This is a genomic window from Arcanobacterium pinnipediorum (assembly GCF_023973165.1).
In the GTDB taxonomy this organism is placed as follows: domain Bacteria; phylum Actinomycetota; class Actinomycetes; order Actinomycetales; family Actinomycetaceae; genus Arcanobacterium; species Arcanobacterium pinnipediorum.
This window is the reverse complement of the sequence record NZ_CP099547.1, coordinates 1,775,834-1,793,984: the sequence shown is the minus strand read 5'-3', so window position 1 is coordinate 1,793,984 and position 18,151 is coordinate 1,775,834. Positions and strand designations below refer to the sequence as shown.

The 18,151-nt window shown below is 50.9% G+C and carries 11 protein-coding genes, 1 tRNA gene and 2 rRNA genes; 8 read left to right on the top strand and 6 right to left on the bottom strand.

Annotated elements, in window-relative coordinates; genetic code table 11:
* Position 1: 1 nt before the first annotated feature.
* The 5 genes from tmk to NG665_RS07985 all read left to right on the top strand — a co-directional run bounded on the left by tmk (position 2) and on the right by NG665_RS07985 (position 5,198).
* Entirely contained in the window at positions 2–670 is a 669-nt protein-coding gene (gene tmk, locus NG665_RS08005) for a dTMP kinase (RefSeq protein ID WP_252673178.1), read from the top strand.
* A complete protein-coding gene (locus tag NG665_RS08000; RefSeq protein WP_252673177.1) occupies positions 667–1,881 on the top strand; it encodes a DNA polymerase III subunit delta' in 1,215 nt (404 codons plus the stop codon). The genes tmk and NG665_RS08000 overlap by 4 nt, the downstream gene beginning before the upstream one ends.
* A 27-nt stretch (positions 1,882–1,908) precedes the next feature.
* Positions 1,909–3,483: an alpha/beta hydrolase gene (locus NG665_RS07995; protein WP_252673176.1), complete on the top strand. Its 1,575-nt coding sequence runs from the start codon at positions 1,909–1,911 to the stop codon at positions 3,481–3,483.
* A 228-nt stretch (positions 3,484–3,711) separates the two neighbouring features.
* Positions 3,712–3,787 (top strand) — tRNA-Thr (locus NG665_RS07990).
* 274 nt (positions 3,788–4,061) lie between these two features.
* Entirely contained in the window at positions 4,062–5,198 is a 1,137-nt protein-coding gene (locus tag NG665_RS07985) for an IS1249 family transposase (protein ID WP_289812914.1), read from the top strand.
* Positions 5,199–6,069: 871 nt separating this feature from the next.
* Here the strand turns inward: NG665_RS07985 and NG665_RS07980 are convergent.
* The 6 genes from NG665_RS07980 to NG665_RS07960 form a co-directional block, all read right to left on the bottom strand.
* Positions 6,070–7,878 carry an AAA family ATPase gene (locus NG665_RS07980; RefSeq protein WP_252673175.1) on the bottom strand — a complete coding sequence of 603 codons (1,809 nt, stop codon included), beginning with the start codon at positions 7,876–7,878 and terminating at the stop codon, positions 6,070–6,072.
* Positions 7,879–8,122: 244 nt separating this feature from the next.
* Positions 8,123–8,314, bottom strand: coding sequence for a hypothetical protein (locus NG665_RS07975; protein ID WP_252673174.1), 192 nt, complete (start codon positions 8,312–8,314; stop codon positions 8,123–8,125).
* 27 nt (positions 8,315–8,341) lie between these two features.
* On the bottom strand, positions 8,342–8,512 hold the full coding sequence (locus NG665_RS08775; protein ID WP_353888236.1) for a helix-turn-helix domain-containing protein: 171 nt from the start codon (positions 8,510–8,512) through the stop codon (positions 8,342–8,344).
* 170 nt (positions 8,513–8,682) lie between these two features.
* Positions 8,683–9,624 carry a hypothetical protein gene (locus tag NG665_RS07970; protein WP_252673173.1) on the bottom strand — a complete coding sequence of 314 codons (942 nt, stop codon included), beginning with the start codon at positions 9,622–9,624 and terminating at the stop codon, positions 8,683–8,685.
* Positions 9,621–9,947 (bottom strand): hypothetical protein, encoded by a 327-nt coding sequence (locus NG665_RS07965; RefSeq protein ID WP_252673172.1) that lies wholly within the window; start codon positions 9,945–9,947, stop codon positions 9,621–9,623. The genes NG665_RS07970 and NG665_RS07965 overlap by 4 nt, the downstream gene beginning before the upstream one ends.
* Before the next feature lie 15 nt (positions 9,948–9,962).
* Positions 9,963–11,243, bottom strand: coding sequence for a tyrosine-type recombinase/integrase (locus NG665_RS07960; RefSeq protein WP_252673171.1), 1,281 nt, complete (start codon positions 11,241–11,243; stop codon positions 9,963–9,965).
* Between the two features lie 632 nt (positions 11,244–11,875).
* On the opposite strand from NG665_RS07960, the gene NG665_RS07955 reads away from it, so the two are divergent.
* From NG665_RS07955 to NG665_RS07945, 3 genes are all read left to right on the top strand, one after another.
* Entirely contained in the window at positions 11,876–12,421 is a 546-nt protein-coding gene (locus NG665_RS07955; protein WP_252673170.1) for a DMP19 family protein, read from the top strand.
* An 804-nt stretch (positions 12,422–13,225) separates the two neighbouring features.
* A 16S ribosomal RNA gene (locus NG665_RS07950) occupies positions 13,226–14,752 on the top strand.
* A 246-nt stretch (positions 14,753–14,998) separates the two neighbouring features.
* A 23S ribosomal RNA gene (locus NG665_RS07945) occupies positions 14,999–18,091 on the top strand.
* The 16S and 23S rRNA genes sit together here, the layout of an rRNA operon.
* Positions 18,092–18,151 lie beyond the last annotated feature (60 nt).

Genomic DNA, 18,151 nt, shown 5'->3' with positions numbered 1-18,151 from the left:
GATGTCAGGTTTGTTTATTTCGTTTGAAGGTGGCGATGGGTCCGGGAAATCGACTCAGGTCAAACGGCTGGCGGCATGGCTGACCAACCAAGGATATAGCGTTGTGGTCACCCGTGAGCCTGGCGGTACTGAATTAGGTGAACATATTCGCCACCTTCTCCTCCATGGCGGTGACGTGAGCCCACGCGCAGAAGCCTTGTTGTATGCCGCTGATCGTGCCCATCATATGGAAACTAAAATCCTGCCGGCACTTAAGCGCGGCGAGATAGTCATCACCGATCGGTTCTTGGATTCTTCTGTTGCCTATCAGGGTGCTGCGCGCTTGTTGGGTAAGCAAGAAGTTCGAGACTTGTCGCTGTGGGCAGTTAACCACTTGATGCCTGCAGTAACTTTTCTCCTTGATGTTCCAGTAGAAATCGGGCGGGAGCGGGTTGGTGCTGAAAAAGATCGGCTCGAGGCTGCCGGGATGGAATTCCATCAACGAGTACGCGAAGAATTTTGTCAGTTAGCCAAAGACGATCCCCGGCGCTGGCATACGATCGATGCAACCGCAGATATTGCACATATCGAGCAGGAAATCCGAACAGTTGTTGCCGATTTGCTTAAAAATGTGGAGGCTGGAACACTCACTCGCTCAATGGTTGATGTAGCCGGTAGTCTTGGACTATGAGCATCTTTGACGATCTGGTCGGGCAAGAAGCTGCTGTTTATGAATTACAACGAGCAGCTGATGCCGCGCGTGCAGTCAATCAGCGTTCAGCTATAGATGTGACGGGTCAAAGTTCCAGCTCTGATGTTGCTGCCCAGGCAATGAGCCAAGCGTGGTTATTTACCGGACCTCCCGGATCGGGGCGGTCCCTAGCGGCGCTAAGCTTAGCTGGCGCATTGCTGTGTACCGGACCAACTCCCGGATGTGGAGTGTGCCCGCAGTGTATTGCAGTGATGGAACGAAATCATCGCGATGTCACCCTTGTTACTACTGACCACGTTACGATTAGCGCAGAACAAGTACGCCAGTATGTTGCCAGTTCCTATGTTGCTCCTACGAGCGGGGCATGGCGAATCATTATTATTGAAGATGCCGATCGGATGCTGACCCGCACCACTAATGTGTTATTGAAAGCCATTGAAGAACCAGGTGCACGAACTGTGTGGATGTTGTGCACGGCAGCGGTAGCTGATGTGCTTCCCACGATTCGCTCCCGATGCCGCAATATTAACTTGGTGACTCCGCAAGCCCAACAAGTTGCGGATTTGCTTGTCAAGCGTGATGGGGTAGAACCGCGAGCAGCTCTCGTTGCTGCACGGGCAGCGCAGTCGCATATTGGTTTGGCGCGAGCGCTTGCAACCGATCCACATGCTGCCTCAATTCGCAGTAAAACCCTGAACGTATTAGCCAAGCTCAAAGGCGTAGGAGATGCGGCACTCGGTGCCCATTTATTGGCAGATACGATCGCCATGCGTGGAGATGGAGTGACGAGGAAAGAAGCACTCGACGAAGATACGCAAGCGATTCAAGCACAACGAATGGCTGCTTTTGGTTTAGATGAAAACGCAAAAGTTCCAGCTGCTGTTCGCAGTCAAGTTAAAGAAAGTGCAGAAGCAGCACGCCGTCGTCAAACCCGGCAAGAACGAGACGTACTTGATCGGGAAATGGTCTACATGTTGTCTTTCTACCGCGATGTTTTGGTCCGGCAGATGGGTGGGCGCGTGGAGTTGATTAATGTTGATTATGAGCAAGCGATCGATCGGATCGCTGCTGGGTCCACAACGCATGATACATTGGAGAAATTGGATCGTATTAGTCAAGGACGTGAGCGGTTACGTGCAAATGTGCCTGCACAACTCGTTATGGAAAGTGTTTTAGTTCAACTCCGATAATCGGTGTTTGAGAAGGTTAGGAACCAGATGAAAAAACGTATATTTGCCGTGCTAGGTAGCCTTGCGCTTGTTTTGGCGAGCTGTTCGGGAACTGCAGAGGTCAAATCGAGTAAGGATTCTTCGGAAACGAAGTCAATCGCGAAAGAATCCTCCTCAATTCAGGTCAAAGCTATCGATGCACCGATGCCAGAAATTCCCGCGGGTTTAGAGAAGTTCTACACCCAAGAGTTGACGTGGGAAGAGTGTGGAGCCGGTTTGGACTGTACAACTATGATGGTTCCGCTCAATTATGCTGATCCGGATGGGGCGACGATCGAATTAAAGATCAAGCGGCGTCATGCAGACAGCGATAAAATCGGTTCCTTGCTGGCAAATCCCGGTGGTCCTGGTGGTGGCGGTCAAGAAATGGCAGAAAGTGCCGAACAGTTCTTCACCGAGCGGATCACCAACAGTTTTGATGTCATTGGATTCGATCCTCGTGGTGTGGGAGAATCTAGCCCAATTGACTGCGTCTCTGATGCAGAACTCGATGTTTATCTTGCCACTACGTTCCCAGATACTCCTGAAGGCCGAGAACAGTCACGTGCCTCAGAGATCGAGTTTGCTAATAAGTGTGTGCAAAATACTGGTGAACTTGTCAAGTATGCCGGAACTGAGGAAGCAGCCCGAGATATGGATGTTATCCGCCATCTCGTCGGTGACCCGAAGCTGTACTATGTCGGATTTTCATACGGCACCTCACTTGGTGGAATGTATAGCGAATTATTCCCCAACAATGTTGGTCGCGTAATCCTTGACGGTGCTGTTGATTCTGACGTCTCGCAATATGAGCAGCAAAAAGCGCAGATGAAGGGATTTGAGTTAGCCACAAACAACTACATTGATGATTGTTTGACACGTGAGGATTGTCCGTTCAATGGGACTCGCGATGAGGCGCGTGCCGAAATTCGGCAAATGTTTGATAAAGCTGGTGAACAACCACTTCCAACAGCCGATCAAGAGCGCCCACTAACTCAGTCAGGTTTGCTTTTCGGATTCATCACACCACTATATGATGATGCGTCGTGGCCGTTCCTTTCCCAGGCAATCGACGAATATCAAAATGATGGAACTGGAAACCTCTTCCAGCTCTTCTTCGATGCCTATACTGGTCGCACCCAAACTGGTGAGTTTGAAAATAACTCTACAGAAGCAAATATCGTGATTAACTGTGCAGATTCCATCATTGAGGGAACGCCTGCTGATTGGGAACGGCTCAGTGATGAACTCAAAAATGAATCTCCACTCTTCGGTGACTTGATGGGCTTCTCGCAAGGAACTTGCCAAGCTCTGCCGAAGCCAGATCACGAAATCATCAAACGATTCACTGCTACCGGGTCTGATCCGATCGTGGTAGTAGGAACGGTTGGCGATCCGGCAACCCCATACGAGTGGGCTGTTGCCTTTGAAAAGGCATTTGATAACGCAGTGCTCGTGACCTGGGAAGGTGAGGGACATACTGCATATGGTCGCCCATCAGGTTCGTGTGTGAAGGATTCCCTTGATGCATACCTGCTCAACGGAACTGTGCCAGAAGATGGCTTGCGCTGCCCGGCGCAGTAGAGGGTCCTACAACTCAATAATGGAAGGGCGGAACGCTATGCGTTCCGCCCTTCGCTTTGGTTATGGCGCCAAAGCGTTAGACGAGCGCACAATTTCGAATAATTATCGTGTGATTTATGACGGAATACTCGATGTTCCTCTGTAACCATTTGTCATCGAAGCAATGTATCAGATAGATTATTAGAGCTGTAATGGCACAAGGTTTGTAGGATGTAAGTTCTTCAATCCGCCGCCTTAGCTCAGTCGGTAGAGCGTCTCACTCGTAATGAGAAGGTCGTGGGTTCGATTCCCACAGGCGGCTCCACTAGTTCCCCCTGTTATATCAACGAAAAGTTGAAAACAGGGGGTTCTGTTTTAGGGCTTTGCATACCGTATGCATACCAATGAAATGAAATACGGGCTAGCGGACAATTGTTATTGATGGTTTTGCTGTTTTTCGTTGCTAGGGTGGGGTTTTCTGGAAAGAAACTCGTTTCGACTCGAGTTTTTGGTTGGACAATAGTTATTGATTTTGTTGCCAGTTATCCGCGTGATAGCAGGGAAAAATTGTGGTGAAAGTCGGTTGCATACTAGTGGGTATGAGATCGAACAAGAAACACTGCCCTACTTGTGGTGAAGGCATGGTCAAAAACGGTAAAGACAAATGCGGCCACCAACGCTGGATCTGCTGCTCATGCAAGGTAACCTCGCGTTGGCATAACGACGTCACTTCGCGGGATTTGCGCGCGTTCTTAGACGTTCTGACTGGGAAAACCACGCAGCGAGAACTTCCTGGACAGGGCCGGACCTTCCGACGCAGGAGCGCTGTGTTGTGGGAGATCTGGCCGATATGCGAACCCGATGGGCAAGACCACCGCGTGATCCATGTTGATGGTATCCATTTAGGCCGCGATGCTGTCATTCTGATCGCCTGCAGCCCCGAATATGTGATTGCCTGGCATGTGGCCAGACGTGAATCGACCCAAGCCTGGCTGGACCTGCTCGCGAAAATCCCACCACCCGGTATGGTCGTGGCTGACGGGGGCACAGGTTTCACAACAGCTCGGGCACGATTGTGGCCCTCCACGCGTGTCCAACGCTGCACGTTCCACGCCTATCAACAGGTCAAACGCTACACGACCACACGCTCACGAACTGAATGTGGCAGACAGCTCTACCGGATCGGTGTTGATCTATTGCATGTGAAAACTCCCGCACACGCGCACGCATGGATCGATAGCTTCTATGCTTGGCGTCACCGTTGGGCTGGGTTCCTGGCCGAGAAAACCCGTAACGAGAAAGGAAAACTAGTCGATAAACACGAGCGGCTCGTCAAGGCTGGCAATAGTCTGTCTAGGCTGGTCGATAGTGGCCATTTGTTCACGTTTCTCAATCCCGATCTTTACGATGACGGAGAAATAATCGGTTCTCTACCAGCGATGAATAACCAGATCGAGGGAGGTATCAACTCGCCTTTACGTGAACTGCTGCGCCGTCATCGGGGTATGAGTATCGATCACCGGATCCGTGCAGTGTCATGGTGGTGCTACCTACACACCGAGAACCCTGCCAACCCAGCCGAAATCCTGCGTATCATGCCCACCAACACGGACATCATGCGCGCTTACCAGCAAGCCGCAGCCCGACACCGAGCCGACCACAACAACCATCGCTGGGGCAACGGCCTTGACTGGAACGAACTCCACACCCACACACCCTACCGCAACGACTACTAACCCAAAATCAATAACTTTTGTCCTATAACCCGAAAATACTCCCACAGCCATGACCCTATGAGGTGGCGAAACACCACCCCACCCCTATACCCCTAACCTTGTTGGTATGACCGCTACGCGTTTAGGAGCTGACAGGCTGTACGGGTTTTAGAGTTTTCGTTGTGTTTTCGGCGGGGGGATATATCGCTACGCTGTGCCTAGGGTGCGAACTGGGAGGGGTAGGGTAATGCACCCCATGGGTATGCGCTCGCGGTCAGGCCACAAACTCATGGGCTTTCAGAGATGTTCAACGCTGATTTAACACACGCATTTGCGGTCACTAGCTTCCGTTGCCTGTGAACTGTCTAAGCGTGCTATTAGCTCGATTGTGGCACGTTCCAAGGGGTGCTAGGGTCAATGCTCACAAACTCCCTGAGCTAGTCGTCTGTGTCCGTGAGTTGTAGGAGTAGCGTGGTTGGGTCTTGCTGGTTTTGTTCACACCACGTGAGAAACTCGATCAGGTTCATGTTTAGCCGTGTTTCATTGTTCATAGTTCTAACCTTTTACACTGCTTAACCGCCGGATAGTGGTCGTGTGCGAGCGAGCGTGCCAGTTTCCATTTTTCGGTGTGTGGGGTGGGCTTTCCTTTTGATCTCGCGCCATGTGTCCATGTTGAGGGTTGAGCGGATTTCGGTAAATGAATGGCCGGGGAACCTGTGCGCGTGTGGCTGGTTCCCCGGCTAGTTTGTTTTAGGCTGCTTGCTGTTGGTGTTGGGCTTGTTCTTGTTCCCATTGACACCATGGGTGGAGGGTTAAGCCGTTGAGTGGAACTCGTGGCAGTCTGCACCACGTACACCAGTAGCCGGTAATGGGTAGGTGTGGTTCTCAATGGTTATAGTTCTTCTTTGCATTGATCGCACCCTCCTTTTTTGTCTAATGGCGTTTGGTGCAGTGGGCATGTGCCTTTGGGTTCGCTTGCTTGCTTAACGGGTGAATCGTGACCTGAATGGGGTTCTAACGGCTTGTTTTCGTTGCTATCAAGGGGGTTTGCCATTGTGGTCACAATGTGGTCATCAGGGCTTGTTTGACCTGAATGTGACCGCATTGTAGAAACGTTGCTAGAGTGCGGAAAAGTGGCAACTGTTTCCCCATTGTGGTCACTGTGGTTAGGTTGAGCGGACTGTGTGACCTTAATAGTGTCTCCTGTGTCCATGCTTGGCGGAACATGTCCGGGTGAGTACACGATAGAACCGCCTTGAAAACCTTTCACGCGTTCAGTTACTAGACCAGCTCTATTCTTAGCACGCTGGTAAGTAGATTTAGCCCCAAGCCCCGCAGCTCTGAACCTGTTGGATAGTTCGCTATCTGGAATAGAGGTGGTTTGCCCGGTGAATTGTTCTAATAGCCATTGGGCTTTGTCCTCTGTTTCTTGTGCGTCCTCGTAAGACGTTGGGGAGTAATTAGTTACTGACTCAGCAGATACATCAGATTCTCCAACGTAGCGCAATACCCCCACGTCTTTATGCTGTACCCCGGCTATCGTTAAGGGCACTGAATCGAACATATACAACCTGTGCTTACCGGCTTCTCCGTGGTTAAACTTTATTGCCGATACTACAGATTCTTTAGCGTCAGGCTTTTTTGCCATGAGTAAAAGACTGCGGGCACTATCACGCCATTTGGTAGAACCAAGTAACGCGTCTGCGCCGCGCCCGCCGCCTTTTTTCACGTGACTTAAACACAAGAATGTGACACCGGTTTGCTCAGCAACACGGGTCAATCCTTGTACGAACCGTTCCACTTGTAGAGGGTTATCGTTATCGCCTTGGAATAATGCACTAACGGGATCGAGAATAACAAGGGTCACGCCCGTGTCTTTAAGGTCTCCGAGAACATCAATCACGCTAGTGGCGGTTAATTCCTTATCCCCGTCTCTAGCGCTCATGTCGTAAAACTCGTTCAGGTCTACACCAGCGGCGCGCGCTCGCGGCCGGGTAATGGATTCTTTAGAGTCGTCTAGTCCAAGATAGGCAACTTTCCCGGGTTTGCCATAGTAGTCACCCTCTAAAGTGCCTTTAATGACTTGTCCGGCTATTTGTAGCGCTAGCGTGGTTTTACCACTACCGCCACCACCTCCGAGCATGGTTATTGATCTTGCGGGTATGTAGCCCTCCCACAGCATGTAGCTTGGTTCTTCTTCTATCTGGCTGTAGGGGGTCAGGACAAGACGCTTGCTAGTTCCTTTAGTGGAAGATTCGGTGTTAAGGAACTGTTTAGTTGCCTCTATCTCACTAAGAATCACATCACGGTCTGCCTTACCATCGCGTAACTGACTTAACCGCTCTATGCGGCTACCAAGTTCCCTATCAACATAAGCGTCTTTGAGTTGCTTTATGTAATCAGGGATAAGTGGCACTGAGGGTGCCTTATGCACACAATCGCCTATATAGGGTCGGTCTATTCCCCTGCGGTCTTGTTCGTTGATAGTTTCAATGATCGACCATGAGGTTACATTGTCGAACTGTGTACCAGACTGATCTAGCTCACTGAACACGTGCCAGATATGTTGGTGTCGTGGATCGTTGAACCATTGCGGTTGAACCTCATGTAAGTGTTTCCAGTTGCCACTCGATAAAGCCGCACCTATTAAACCCTGCTCAATGTCTTTTAGGTGCTCAAGCATGTCATTACTAGCGCTCATGCCTGCACCTCCCACCCGTACCAGGTGGCTACCGCGTCAAGTAGTGCGTGTCCAAGGCTGCGCCCGGTGGCCGGGTCAAGATCGACGACGACACCATTAACCCGCACCCTTATCGGCGCGTACTGGTTCGACGTGATCGCAACCAACCCATGAGGCGTACATGTCGGGTCTATAGGTGCATTATTCGCGAGCGCATGAGGTAGAATATGGGCAGACCGTTTAGCACCCCCTAGATGGTCTTTTTTCATGCCACATCACCACCCAACGCCGGGTAAGTGTTCAGCAGATCAGCCAACATAGTGTGTGTGGCGCGTGTCTCTTCCCACGTTAAACCTATACGCCGGTTACGCGCTTCAATCAGCACGCCTTGCGCGCTCGCGGTCGCGGACGCTACTTCACGGGTGGTGTTGTTGTCTGGTACTAGTGTGAGGCTCATTAGTTCACCTCCTTGCCGTTGAGTGCCTCAGGGGTGAGTGCGTCTAGTGGTATGCGGATAACGCGGCCTACTTTGACGTGGGGGGAGCTTGTTAGCGTAGATCATGCGCCGGATCGTGTCAGGGTGCACGTTGAGATAGTGCGCAGCACCGTTAATTGTTGTGTATGAGACGTTTGGGTGTTCAATAACCGTAGTCATTGTCAAGTTTCCTAACTGTCGTGAAAGCACGACTATTACGGCCATAGGAATGGCCTGCTAGAAAACTTGAACGCTACCGGCTGGTAGTCAAGCACCTAACGATCACATAGCGTGATAAGGCTAAATGGGAACATGTGCCCATCTACGCACAAATATAGTCTGGTTAAGTTTCATACGCAATATTTTTCAAGGCTGGCTATGTCTAACTCGGTTATTCCCGCATCCCTCGCCACGGTGACGGCTTGGACAATATCCTCAACTCGTAGTGGTCGGTGGTTGTGCTGGTAGGGGCAGTGGAATGTGACAAGGCGGCTTGTAACATCGAGTTCATACACTTCTGTTAGTTCGGGGGAGCTGTCAAGCTGCCCAAAAATATACGTGTTGTTTCGGGGGGTATTTTCATTCTGTCGCATAAACAGTACAGGTGAGTTGAATCCGCATATCTTTACGTCGCTCGCTGGTTTTATTAGGTGTATTCGCCGGAAAAGGCCGTAACTATTTTCGTTAGGTGAAAATGAAAAGGTAAGGCCGTTTAGATCATCATTGTAGTTATGTGGCAAGTTCTCACCATACATCTCGGTTTCTTCTGGGTAATTAAAACGGTCATTGAAAATGGAATCAGGGAAATTGTTAAGGAAATTGTTAAGGAATTCTAAAGACGTGAAAAGTTCTTGTGTCTGTTCAGTTGCCGGTTTAGCTCCCCTAGCGGTGATAGTTAGTGTTATCGCGTTATGCATTCCTTTTGTTGGTGTGACAACTGTTTTAACATACTTTTGCGCCTGAGGGCTTAGCGTGCTTAGACGTTCAGTATTAATATGCTCTAATCTCCATCTAGGGGGTTGTGCGCTATCTGGGATAAAGGGGACTAGCACACACTCTAGCCCGCCTTTGAACAAAGTAAAGTTGCGTTCGTCCTTATATTCTCTAACGACATCATCGTATGGCATCGCTAATTCGCCATCAGCATTTAGATATTCCACCTGCTCGTAGGTTATGGGTGTTTCTTCAATGTCGAACAATGCGTTGGCAAGGTAATAGCGCGGCTTGAGCTTCTTCTTTCCATGGCAGGGATTGGAGCAATATAGGGTAACGCAATTTTCTGTAATGCTCATGCGCGTGCCCCTGCTGTGTTGGCTGTTGTGGCTTTGAGGAACATAGCGGCTTTGGTAGCGTTGCGAGCGAGTTCTAACAACTCATTGGCTGTGAACCCCGTAGCGCTTTCAAGCAAGACCTCAGGCTCTTCTAGTCGTCCGCCGTTTTTGGTTGCGATAGCCCAGTATCCTATCGACAATAAGCCATAGTTTTTGTACCCAAAACTCGCGAACGCATGGCCGTCAGGGCAATGAGTGTTCACGTCATAACTGTATTCGTCAAGGTTATCAGGCAGTAGCGCGCGTAATTCCTCGACTGGCTGTGTTGGTTCTGTCGTCGTCATAATAGGGTTCCTTTCTCATTTAGCCTGCTGGCTAGTGGTGTTGTTCTGGTTTTCGTGTTCTCTGCGTTTAGCGTCCAGTGAGGCCACCTTGTCCCGTTCCTCATAGGCTTTACTTATCGCGAGCGCTGCGGCGTTCAACCCGTCAAGGTTGGCTAGTCTGTAGCGTTCCTGCATTGCTTCATCAGTGTGGCCGGAAATGGTTTGGGAAATATGTGGCGGTATTTGTTGCTCGCTCATAGCTGTGATTGCTGTGCGGCGTAGATCGTGGGGGTGGACTTTTCCTAGTCCGAGGCTTTCCGCGGCACGCTCCACGCAATGTCTATATGTGGTGTCAGGTATGACCGTGGTGGGTTTGCCTACGGAATGGAATAACAGGCCGTCAGTCTTTCGTGTTTGTATTAGCTCCCATAGTTCAGGTATCAGCACAGGGGGCACAATGAAACTCCGCACGCCTGCGGCGGTTTTCGGTTCGCCAAAATGTAGCGCGTTACCCTCTCCGGTAACGTTGCGGCGTACATGAATAGCCATGCTGGTTGGTTTGCCTTTACGGTCGGTAGTCAATACTTCTACGTCGCTTGCCCGTAATGCGCGCGCCTCACCAGATCGCAACCCTACTAGTCCAGACAATCGCACTAGTAACGATAAGTATGGGGCAACCGTGTTGGCTAAATCGTCTAACTGTTTGAGTGTTAATGCTTGCCGTGGCCGCGTCTGTACTTTCATGCCTTTAGGCGGTTTCGGTGGGCGAACTTCTTGGAACATTCCAGCAACATAAGGCGACACAGCGACCACTTCAAATAGCACGGCACTACGAAAGATAGTGCCCAATAAGTCTGCCGCGCCTTTGCGCGTGCGTGGCCTGCCCGGTGCCACTACCTCCAACCATGCCCGCACATCGGCACGAGTAATAGACCGTATCGGCATGTGCTTAAACGCCGGCAGGATATGCAGATTAAGTAACGATTCATATTTATGTTTCGTCGTCGGTCGTAACTCTCTACTATCTATCCACCGTTGCGCGAACTCCCCAAACGTGTATGCGTTTTTCTTCGCCTGCTGTTCGGCTTCTATGCGCTCGCGGTCTAACTGTTCGGGTGACTTCCACACGCCACGGTCTATATCTGCTTTTACCTGTGCGAGCCATGAGCGCGCCGCGGTTTTAGTGGTGAATGTGGTGGGGGCTGTTATGTAGTTAGGCTTTCCCTCATCGGTGTATTTAGCGTGTGGGTGTAAATATTTGGCTTGATATTTGCCAGATCGTTGCCGTTGAATCTTCCCAAAGTCGCTCCGTGCCAACGTTTCCCCCTAATAATTTTGCATACTCTATGCATACCAAGGAACACATTTACAAGCATACTACAGCATATTTAAGCGCACATAGTGAAAAGGGTTAAACACTGCCCTATCAATGAAAACACGGGAAAACGGCACTAACTCAACAGGGCATAAAAATGACCCCTGTGGGTTCGATTCCCACAGGCGGCTCTCAGCCGAAGCCCCTGCCAAAGCGGGGGCTTTCGCATATCCACTAAATGGCGCAGGTATTCGACCATCAATCAATCCGCCCAAAATCCCAGCTCAACTACTATCTAACCTGCTTCCGCCTCGGATAAGACCTTAATTTGTTCCGAAACCGGGGTATATGGGGCGATAGGCCCGTATATGAGGACATCACCCCGTATACCCCGGTTTTGCAACAGGCAAACCGATCCGCCAACCACAAAAACCAATACTCAGTTAATACCTAGCAAATTTAACTGTGCTGGTTAAACGCTGTTGATGTTCACTTCGAACACTTATTTTGTCTCAGTTACTCATGTACTACACTTGGCAATAGCAAAGACGTTGTTAGTCCCAGATTCTTGCCGGCATAAAAGTTCTGGAATATGAAGCTATGCAGTTCTTGACAGAGTAGATATGAGGGACAAATGCCTAAATCCTTATCGCACGCAAGTAAGCATATTGCACTTACAGTTCAAAGCGTACAGCGAAGTGCGTTAGAAGATGATTTATGGACGGTGATTGAGCCACTCCATTGGAAGGGTAATTTATGGGGTAACTATGCTCAATATGAGGAGTCGCTGAGTCACTTCACTGCAGAACAACGACTGCTTTATGCGATGAATTGGTTAGAGTCGGAAGTATTTAATGGCGGGTTTTATCAATTCTTCGATAATCCCACTGGTCAAGTATGGTCAGATGCTTACGCGGGGTTTCAGATTATTGGCGATGATGACACGGTAGCTATACTCGATGAAATTCTTCTGTGGTGGGGTGGAATTCCAGCCAACGACTGGGCTGCACGCCGCACCTACCTTGCCCAGTTAATTGAAGCTGATACTGCGGGTAGTCTCGATATTTTTGATGAATTATTCGCAGATGAAGATATTGAGTTAAAACGCAATCAAAAGGCGCGCGACTGGGTAGCGAAACATGCGGAAAAGTTTGTTTTTGATGGGGAGATTGTTCTATGAGTAACTCCATTGCCCGCATTGGTGAGGTTTATGCGCACGACATTGAGCAGATTGACCGCTGGTGTGCATGTCACGTCATTGCAGACGGTTATGGTGACGTAGGGAAAGCAGCCTCGCAATGCACAAGGGCAGATAATGAATGTGCAAGCGGGTAACCGATGTAGCGAGAACTAGTCAGCGGAGATCCCGCTTTACCAGTTGCGTGGATGGGCGAGCCGCGAAGGACTTAACACTAGCGTAGTTAGGAAGGTGCATAAGGCGCATAAGAGTGCGTTAGCGGCTATCGTGGCGGTAAGTGTGGAGGCTGGGGCTGATGTGCAAGATTAGATTGTGCCTGCCGGCAAACAGTTTAGGGCGAATTTTCATTGTTAACGACGAGGGAGCCTGAGTTTTCGTAGCCGAGAAAATGTGTGGTGGGGGTTACGTTGTTTTGGTTTGACGGTTGTGTGGGTGGGTGGGTATAGTTTTTATTCGTTGCGAATGACTGGTTTGGTTTTCTGGGCTGGTGTTTTTCGCGGTTATCCTTCTTGATGGTTGCCTGTTGTGGGTGGTTGTTGGGTGTGGGTGTGTTGTTTGATATCTCAATAGTGTGTCAGCTTTTTATAATGATTGTTTTGTAAGGGTTTGCGTGCTGGCCTTTGTGGTTGGTGTGTTTGCTCTTATGTTTTTTCAAGGGCGAGCTTTTGTGGTTTGTTTTTGATTTTTTTGGATGAGCTAGTTTTTGGTTTGTCTGTTTTGTTGAGCCTGTTTGGGCTTTTCGGACGTGTATTGATTGGATGCCTCTTTTGTGGGGTGTTTGGTTTTTGTTTGGAGAGTTTGATCCTGGCTCAGGACGAACGCTGGCGGCGTGCTTAACACATGCAAGTCGAACGATGATGCTCCAGCTTGCTGGGGTGGATTAGTGGCGAACGGGTGAGTAATACGTGAGTAACCTGCCCCCTTCTTCGGGATAAGCCTTGGAAACGGGGTCTAATACTGGATATTCTGCACTGGACGCATGTTTGGTGTTGGAAAGGGTTTCTGGTGGGGGATGGGCTCACGGCCTATCAGCTTGTTGGTGGGGTGATGGCCTACCAAGGCTTCGACGGGTAGCCGGCCTGAGAGGGTGACCGGCCACATTGGGACTGAGATACGGCCCAGACTCCTACGGGAGGCAGCAGTGGGGAATATTGCACAATGGACGCAAGTCTGATGCAGCGACGCCGCGTGGGGGATGAAGGCTTTCGGGTTGTAAACTCCTTTTAACACTGAACAAGGCGAGAGTTGAGGGTAGGTGTTGAATAAGCGCCGGCTAACTACGTGCCAGCAGCCGCGGTAATACGTAGGGCGCGAGCGTTGTCCGGAATTATTGGGCGTAAAGAGCTCGTAGGCGGTTTGTCGCGTCTGCTGTGAAAGACCGGGGCTTAACTCCGGGGCTGCAGTGGGTACGGGCAGACTAGAGTGCGGTAGGGGTAACTGGAATTCCTGGTGTAGCGGTGGAATGCGCAGATATCAGGAGGAACACCGATGGCGAAGGCAGGTTACTGGGCCGTTACTGACGCTGAGGAGCGAAAGCATGGGGAGCGAACAGGATTAGATACCCTGGTAGTCCATGCCGTAAACGTTGGGCACTAGGTGTGGGGCTTCATTTCCATGGGTCCTGTACCGTAGCTAACGCATTAAGTGCCCCGCCTGGGGAGTACGGCCGCAAGGCTAAAACTCAAAGGAATTGACGGGGGCCCGCACAAGCGGCGGAGCATGCGGATTAATTCGATGCAACGCGAAGAACCTTACCAAGGCTTGACATACACTGCGACATGCTAGAGATAGTGTGGCCTTCGGGGTGGTGTACAGGTGGTGCATGGTTGTCGTCAGCTCGTGTCGTGAGATGTTGGGTTAAGTCCCGCAACGAGCGCAACCCTTGTCTTGTGTTGCCAGCACGTTATGGTGGGGACTCACGAGAGACTGCCGGGGTTAACTCGGAGGAAGGTGGGGATGACGTCAAATCATCATGCCCCTTATGTCTTGGGCTTCACGCATGCTACAATGGCTGGTACAGAGGGTTGCGAGCTTGTGAGGGTGAGCGAATCCCTTAAAGCCAGTCTCAGTTCGGATTGGGGTCTGCAACTCGACCCCATGAAGTCGGAGTCGCTAGTAATCGCAGATCAGCAACGCTGCGGTGAATACGTTCCCGGGCCTTGTACACACCGCCCGTCACGTCACGAAAGTTGGTAACACCCGAAGCCCGTGGCCTAACCTTTTTGGGGGGAGCGGTCGAAGGTGGGATTGGCGATTGGGACGAAGTCGTAACAAGGTAGCCGTACCGGAAGGTGCGGCTGGATCACCTCCTTTCTAAGGAGCTGCCTTCACACCTGGTTTTGTTTATTGTGGGTGTGGCTGATGTCCCTGTTTTTTGGGGGTGTTGGTTGTGGTGGTTTTTAGTGGAAATGTTGTTATGGATTGCTGGCATGCTGTTGGGGTGTGGGGTAATACTCCGTGCTGCCTGTGTTTCTGGATGCTCTTTTGTGGGGTGTTTGGGGGTGTGGTGTTGGTGTGGTGGTTGAGAATTGTATAGTGGACGCGAGCATCTTTGGTTTTTTGTAAGTGTTCAAGAGCGTTCGGTGGATGCCTTGGCATACGGAGCCGATGAAGGACGTTGTAGCCTGCGATAAGCCTCGGGGAGTTGGCAAACGAGCTGTGATCCGGGGGTGTCCGAATGGGGGAACCTGGCTAGAGTTATTTCTAGTTACCAGCATCTGAATGTATAGGGTGTTTGGGGGTAACGCGGGGAAGTGAAACATCTTAGTACCCGTAGGAAAAGATATTCTGTGAGTAGTGGCGAGCGAAAGCGGATGAGGCTAAACCATGTGCGTGTGATAGCTGTCGGGCGTTGCGTGTGTGGTGTTGTGGGGCCATGTTTGATCCCGCCGATGAGGGGTCGGATAGTGATAAATGCTGGTGTGTAGGCGAATCAGTTGGGAAGCTGGACCGTAGACGGTGAGAGTCCGGTAGTTGTAACATGTCAGTCTGTCTTATGTGGTGCCCGAGTAGCACGGGGCACGTGAAATCCCGTGTGAATCTGCACAGACCACTGTGTAAGCCTAAATACTTCGTGTGACCGATAGTGGATAGTACCGTGAGGGAATGGTGAAAAGTACCCCGGGAGGGGAGTGAAATAGTACCTGAAACCGGACGCTTACAATCCGTCAGAGCCTCCTTGGTAGGGGTGATGGCGTGCCTTTTGAAGAATGAGCCTGCGAGTTAGTGGCATGTAGCGAGGTTAACCCGTGTGGGGTAGTCGTAGCGAAAGCGAGTTTTAAAAAGCGAATTTTAGTTGCATGTTCTAGACCCGAAGCGGGGTGATCTACCCATGGGCAGGTTGAAGCACGTGTAAGAGCGTGTGGAGGACCGAACCCACTTCAGTTGAAAATGGAGGGGATGACCTGTGGGTAGGGGTGAAAGGCCAATCAAACTCCGTGATAGCTGGTTCTCCCCGAAATGCATTTAGGTGCAGCGTCGTGTGTTTCTTACTGGAGGTAGAGCGACTGGATGGCCGATGGCCCTTATCGGGGTACTGACGTCAGCCAAACTCCGAATGCTGGTAAGTGAGAGCACGGCAGTGAGACTGCGGGGGATAAGCTTCGTAGTCGAGAGGGAAACAGCCCAGACCATCGGTTAAGGCCCCTAAGCGTGTGCTAAGTGGGAAAGGATGTGGAGTTGCTGTGACAACCAGGAGGTTGGCTTAGAAGCAGCCATCCTTGAAAGAGTGCGTAATAGCTCACTGGTCAAGTGATTCTGCGCCGACAATGTAGCGGGGCTAAGCACACCGCCGAAACCGTGGCAATGAGACATTAGTGTTTTGTTGGGTAGGGGAGCGTCGTGCGTGAGGTGAAGCAGCACAGGTAACTGGTTGTGGATTTCGTACGAGTGAGAATGCAGGCATGAGTAGCGAATGACGGGTGAGAATCCCGTCCGCCGTATAACTAAGGGTTCCAGGGCCAGGTTCGTCCGCCCTGGGTTAGTCGGGTCCTAAGGCGAGGCCGACAGGCGTAGTCGATGGGTAACCAGTTGATATTCTGGTACCGGCGAAAGACCGTCAATGCTGAATCGTGTGATACTAACCATCCGATCTGCCATTGTCTTCCTTCGGGTTGATGGTGTGTGGGGAGCGTGGGGCCTGAGCATGTAGTAGGCAAGCGTGTTAACAGGGGTGACGCAGAGTGGTAGCTTCGCGTGGCTAATGGCTTGCCACGTTTAACAGTGCGGCCTGTTTCCTAGGTAAATCCGGGAAGCGTGAAGGGTGAGGCTGGATGATGACCCATTATTGTGGGGAAGTAGAGTGATCCTGTGCTGTCTAGAAAAGCCTCGACGTTAGGTTTTAGCCGCCCGTACCCGAAACCGACACAGGTAGTTGGGTAGAGTATACTAAGGCGAGCGAGTGAATCGTGGTTAAGGAACTCGGCAAAATGCCCCCGTAACTTCGGAAGAAGGGGGGCCTGATCCTTGAAGCCTTTTCTGGCTAGGGGTGATGGCCGCAGAAACCAGGGAGAAGCGACTGTTTATCAAAAACACAGGTCCGTGCGAACATGTAAGTGGATGTATACGGACTGACGCCTGCCCGGTGCTGGAAGGTTAAGAGGAACGGTTAGAACACGTTTGTGTTCGAAGCTGTGAATTTAAGCCCCAGTAAACGGCGGTGGTAACTATAACCATCCTAAGGTAGCGAAATTCCTTGTCGGGTAAGTTCCGACCTGCACGAATGGCGTAACGACTTCTCCGCTGTCTCAACCGCGAACTCGGTGAAATTGCATTACGAGTAAAGATGCTCGTTACGCGCAGCAGGACGGAAAGACCCCGGGACCTTTACTATAGCTTGGTATTGGTGTTCGGTACGGCTTGTGTAGGATAGGTGGGAGACTGTGAAGTTGCCACGCTAGTGGTGATGGAGTCATTGTTGAAATACCACTCTGGTCGTGCTGGATGTCTAACCTTGGACCATGATCTGGTTCAGGGACAGTGCCTGGTGGGTAGTTTAACTGGGGCGGTTGCCTCCTAAATGGTAACGGAGGCGCTCAAAGGTTCCCTCAGCCTGGTTGGCAATCAGGTGTTGAGTGTAAGTGTACAAGGGAGCTTGACTGTGAGACCGACAGGTCGAGCAGGTACGAAAGTAGGAACTAGTGATCCGGCGGTGGCTTGTGGAAGCGCCGTCGCTCAACGGATAAAAGGTACCCCGGGGATAACAGGCTGATCTTGCCCAAGAGTTCATATCGACGGCATGGTTTGGCACCTCGATGTCGGCTCGTCGCATCCTGGGGCTGGAGTAGGTCCCAAGGGTTGGGCTGTTCGCCCATTAAAGCGGCACGCGAGCTGGGTTCAGAACGTCGTGAGACAGTTCGGTCCCTATCCGCTGCGCGCGTAGGAAACTTGAAAAGGGCTGTCCCTAGTACGAGAGGACCGGGACGGACGAACCTCTGGTGTGCCAGTTGTACCGCCAGGTGCATGGCTGGTTAGCTACGTTCGGAAGGGATAACCGCTGAAAGCATCTAAGCGGGAAGCCTGCTTTAAGATAAGGTTTCCATAAACATTTAATGTTTTGAAGGCCCCCTATAGACCATGGGGTTGATAGGCCAGGCGTGGACAACAAGTAATTGTTGGAGCTGACTGGTACTAATGGCCAACCACTTAACAAAAGACACGATATTAACATGTTTCGCGTTCACTATACGATTCCCAACCCCCACACTAAAATAC

Bases quoted from the DNA above. Each gene is read 5' to 3' on its own strand.
- tmk (WP_252673178.1), top strand. From the start codon at position 2: ATGTCAGGTTTGTTTATTTCGTTTGAAGGTGGCGATGGGTCCGGGAAA.
- NG665_RS08000 (WP_252673177.1), top strand. From the start codon at position 667: ATGAGCATCTTTGACGATCTGGTCGGGCAAGAAGCTGCTGTTTATGAA.
- NG665_RS07995 (WP_252673176.1), top strand. From the start codon at position 1,909: ATGAAAAAACGTATATTTGCCGTGCTAGGTAGCCTTGCGCTTGTTTTG.
- NG665_RS07985 (WP_289812914.1), top strand. From the start codon at position 4,062: ATGAGATCGAACAAGAAACACTGCCCTACTTGTGGTGAAGGCATGGTC.
- NG665_RS07980 (WP_252673175.1), bottom strand. From the start codon at position 7,878: ATGAGCGCTAGTAATGACATGCTTGAGCACCTAAAAGACATTGAGCAG.
- NG665_RS07975 (WP_252673174.1), bottom strand. From the start codon at position 8,314: ATGAGCCTCACACTAGTACCAGACAACAACACCACCCGTGAAGTAGCG.
- NG665_RS08775 (WP_353888236.1), bottom strand. From the start codon at position 8,512: ATGACTACGGTTATTGAACACCCAAACGTCTCATACACAACAATTAAC.
- NG665_RS07970 (WP_252673173.1), bottom strand. From the start codon at position 9,624: ATGAGCATTACAGAAAATTGCGTTACCCTATATTGCTCCAATCCCTGC.
- NG665_RS07965 (WP_252673172.1), bottom strand. From the start codon at position 9,947: ATGACGACGACAGAACCAACACAGCCAGTCGAGGAATTACGCGCGCTA.
- NG665_RS07955 (WP_252673170.1), top strand. From the start codon at position 11,876: ATGCCTAAATCCTTATCGCACGCAAGTAAGCATATTGCACTTACAGTT.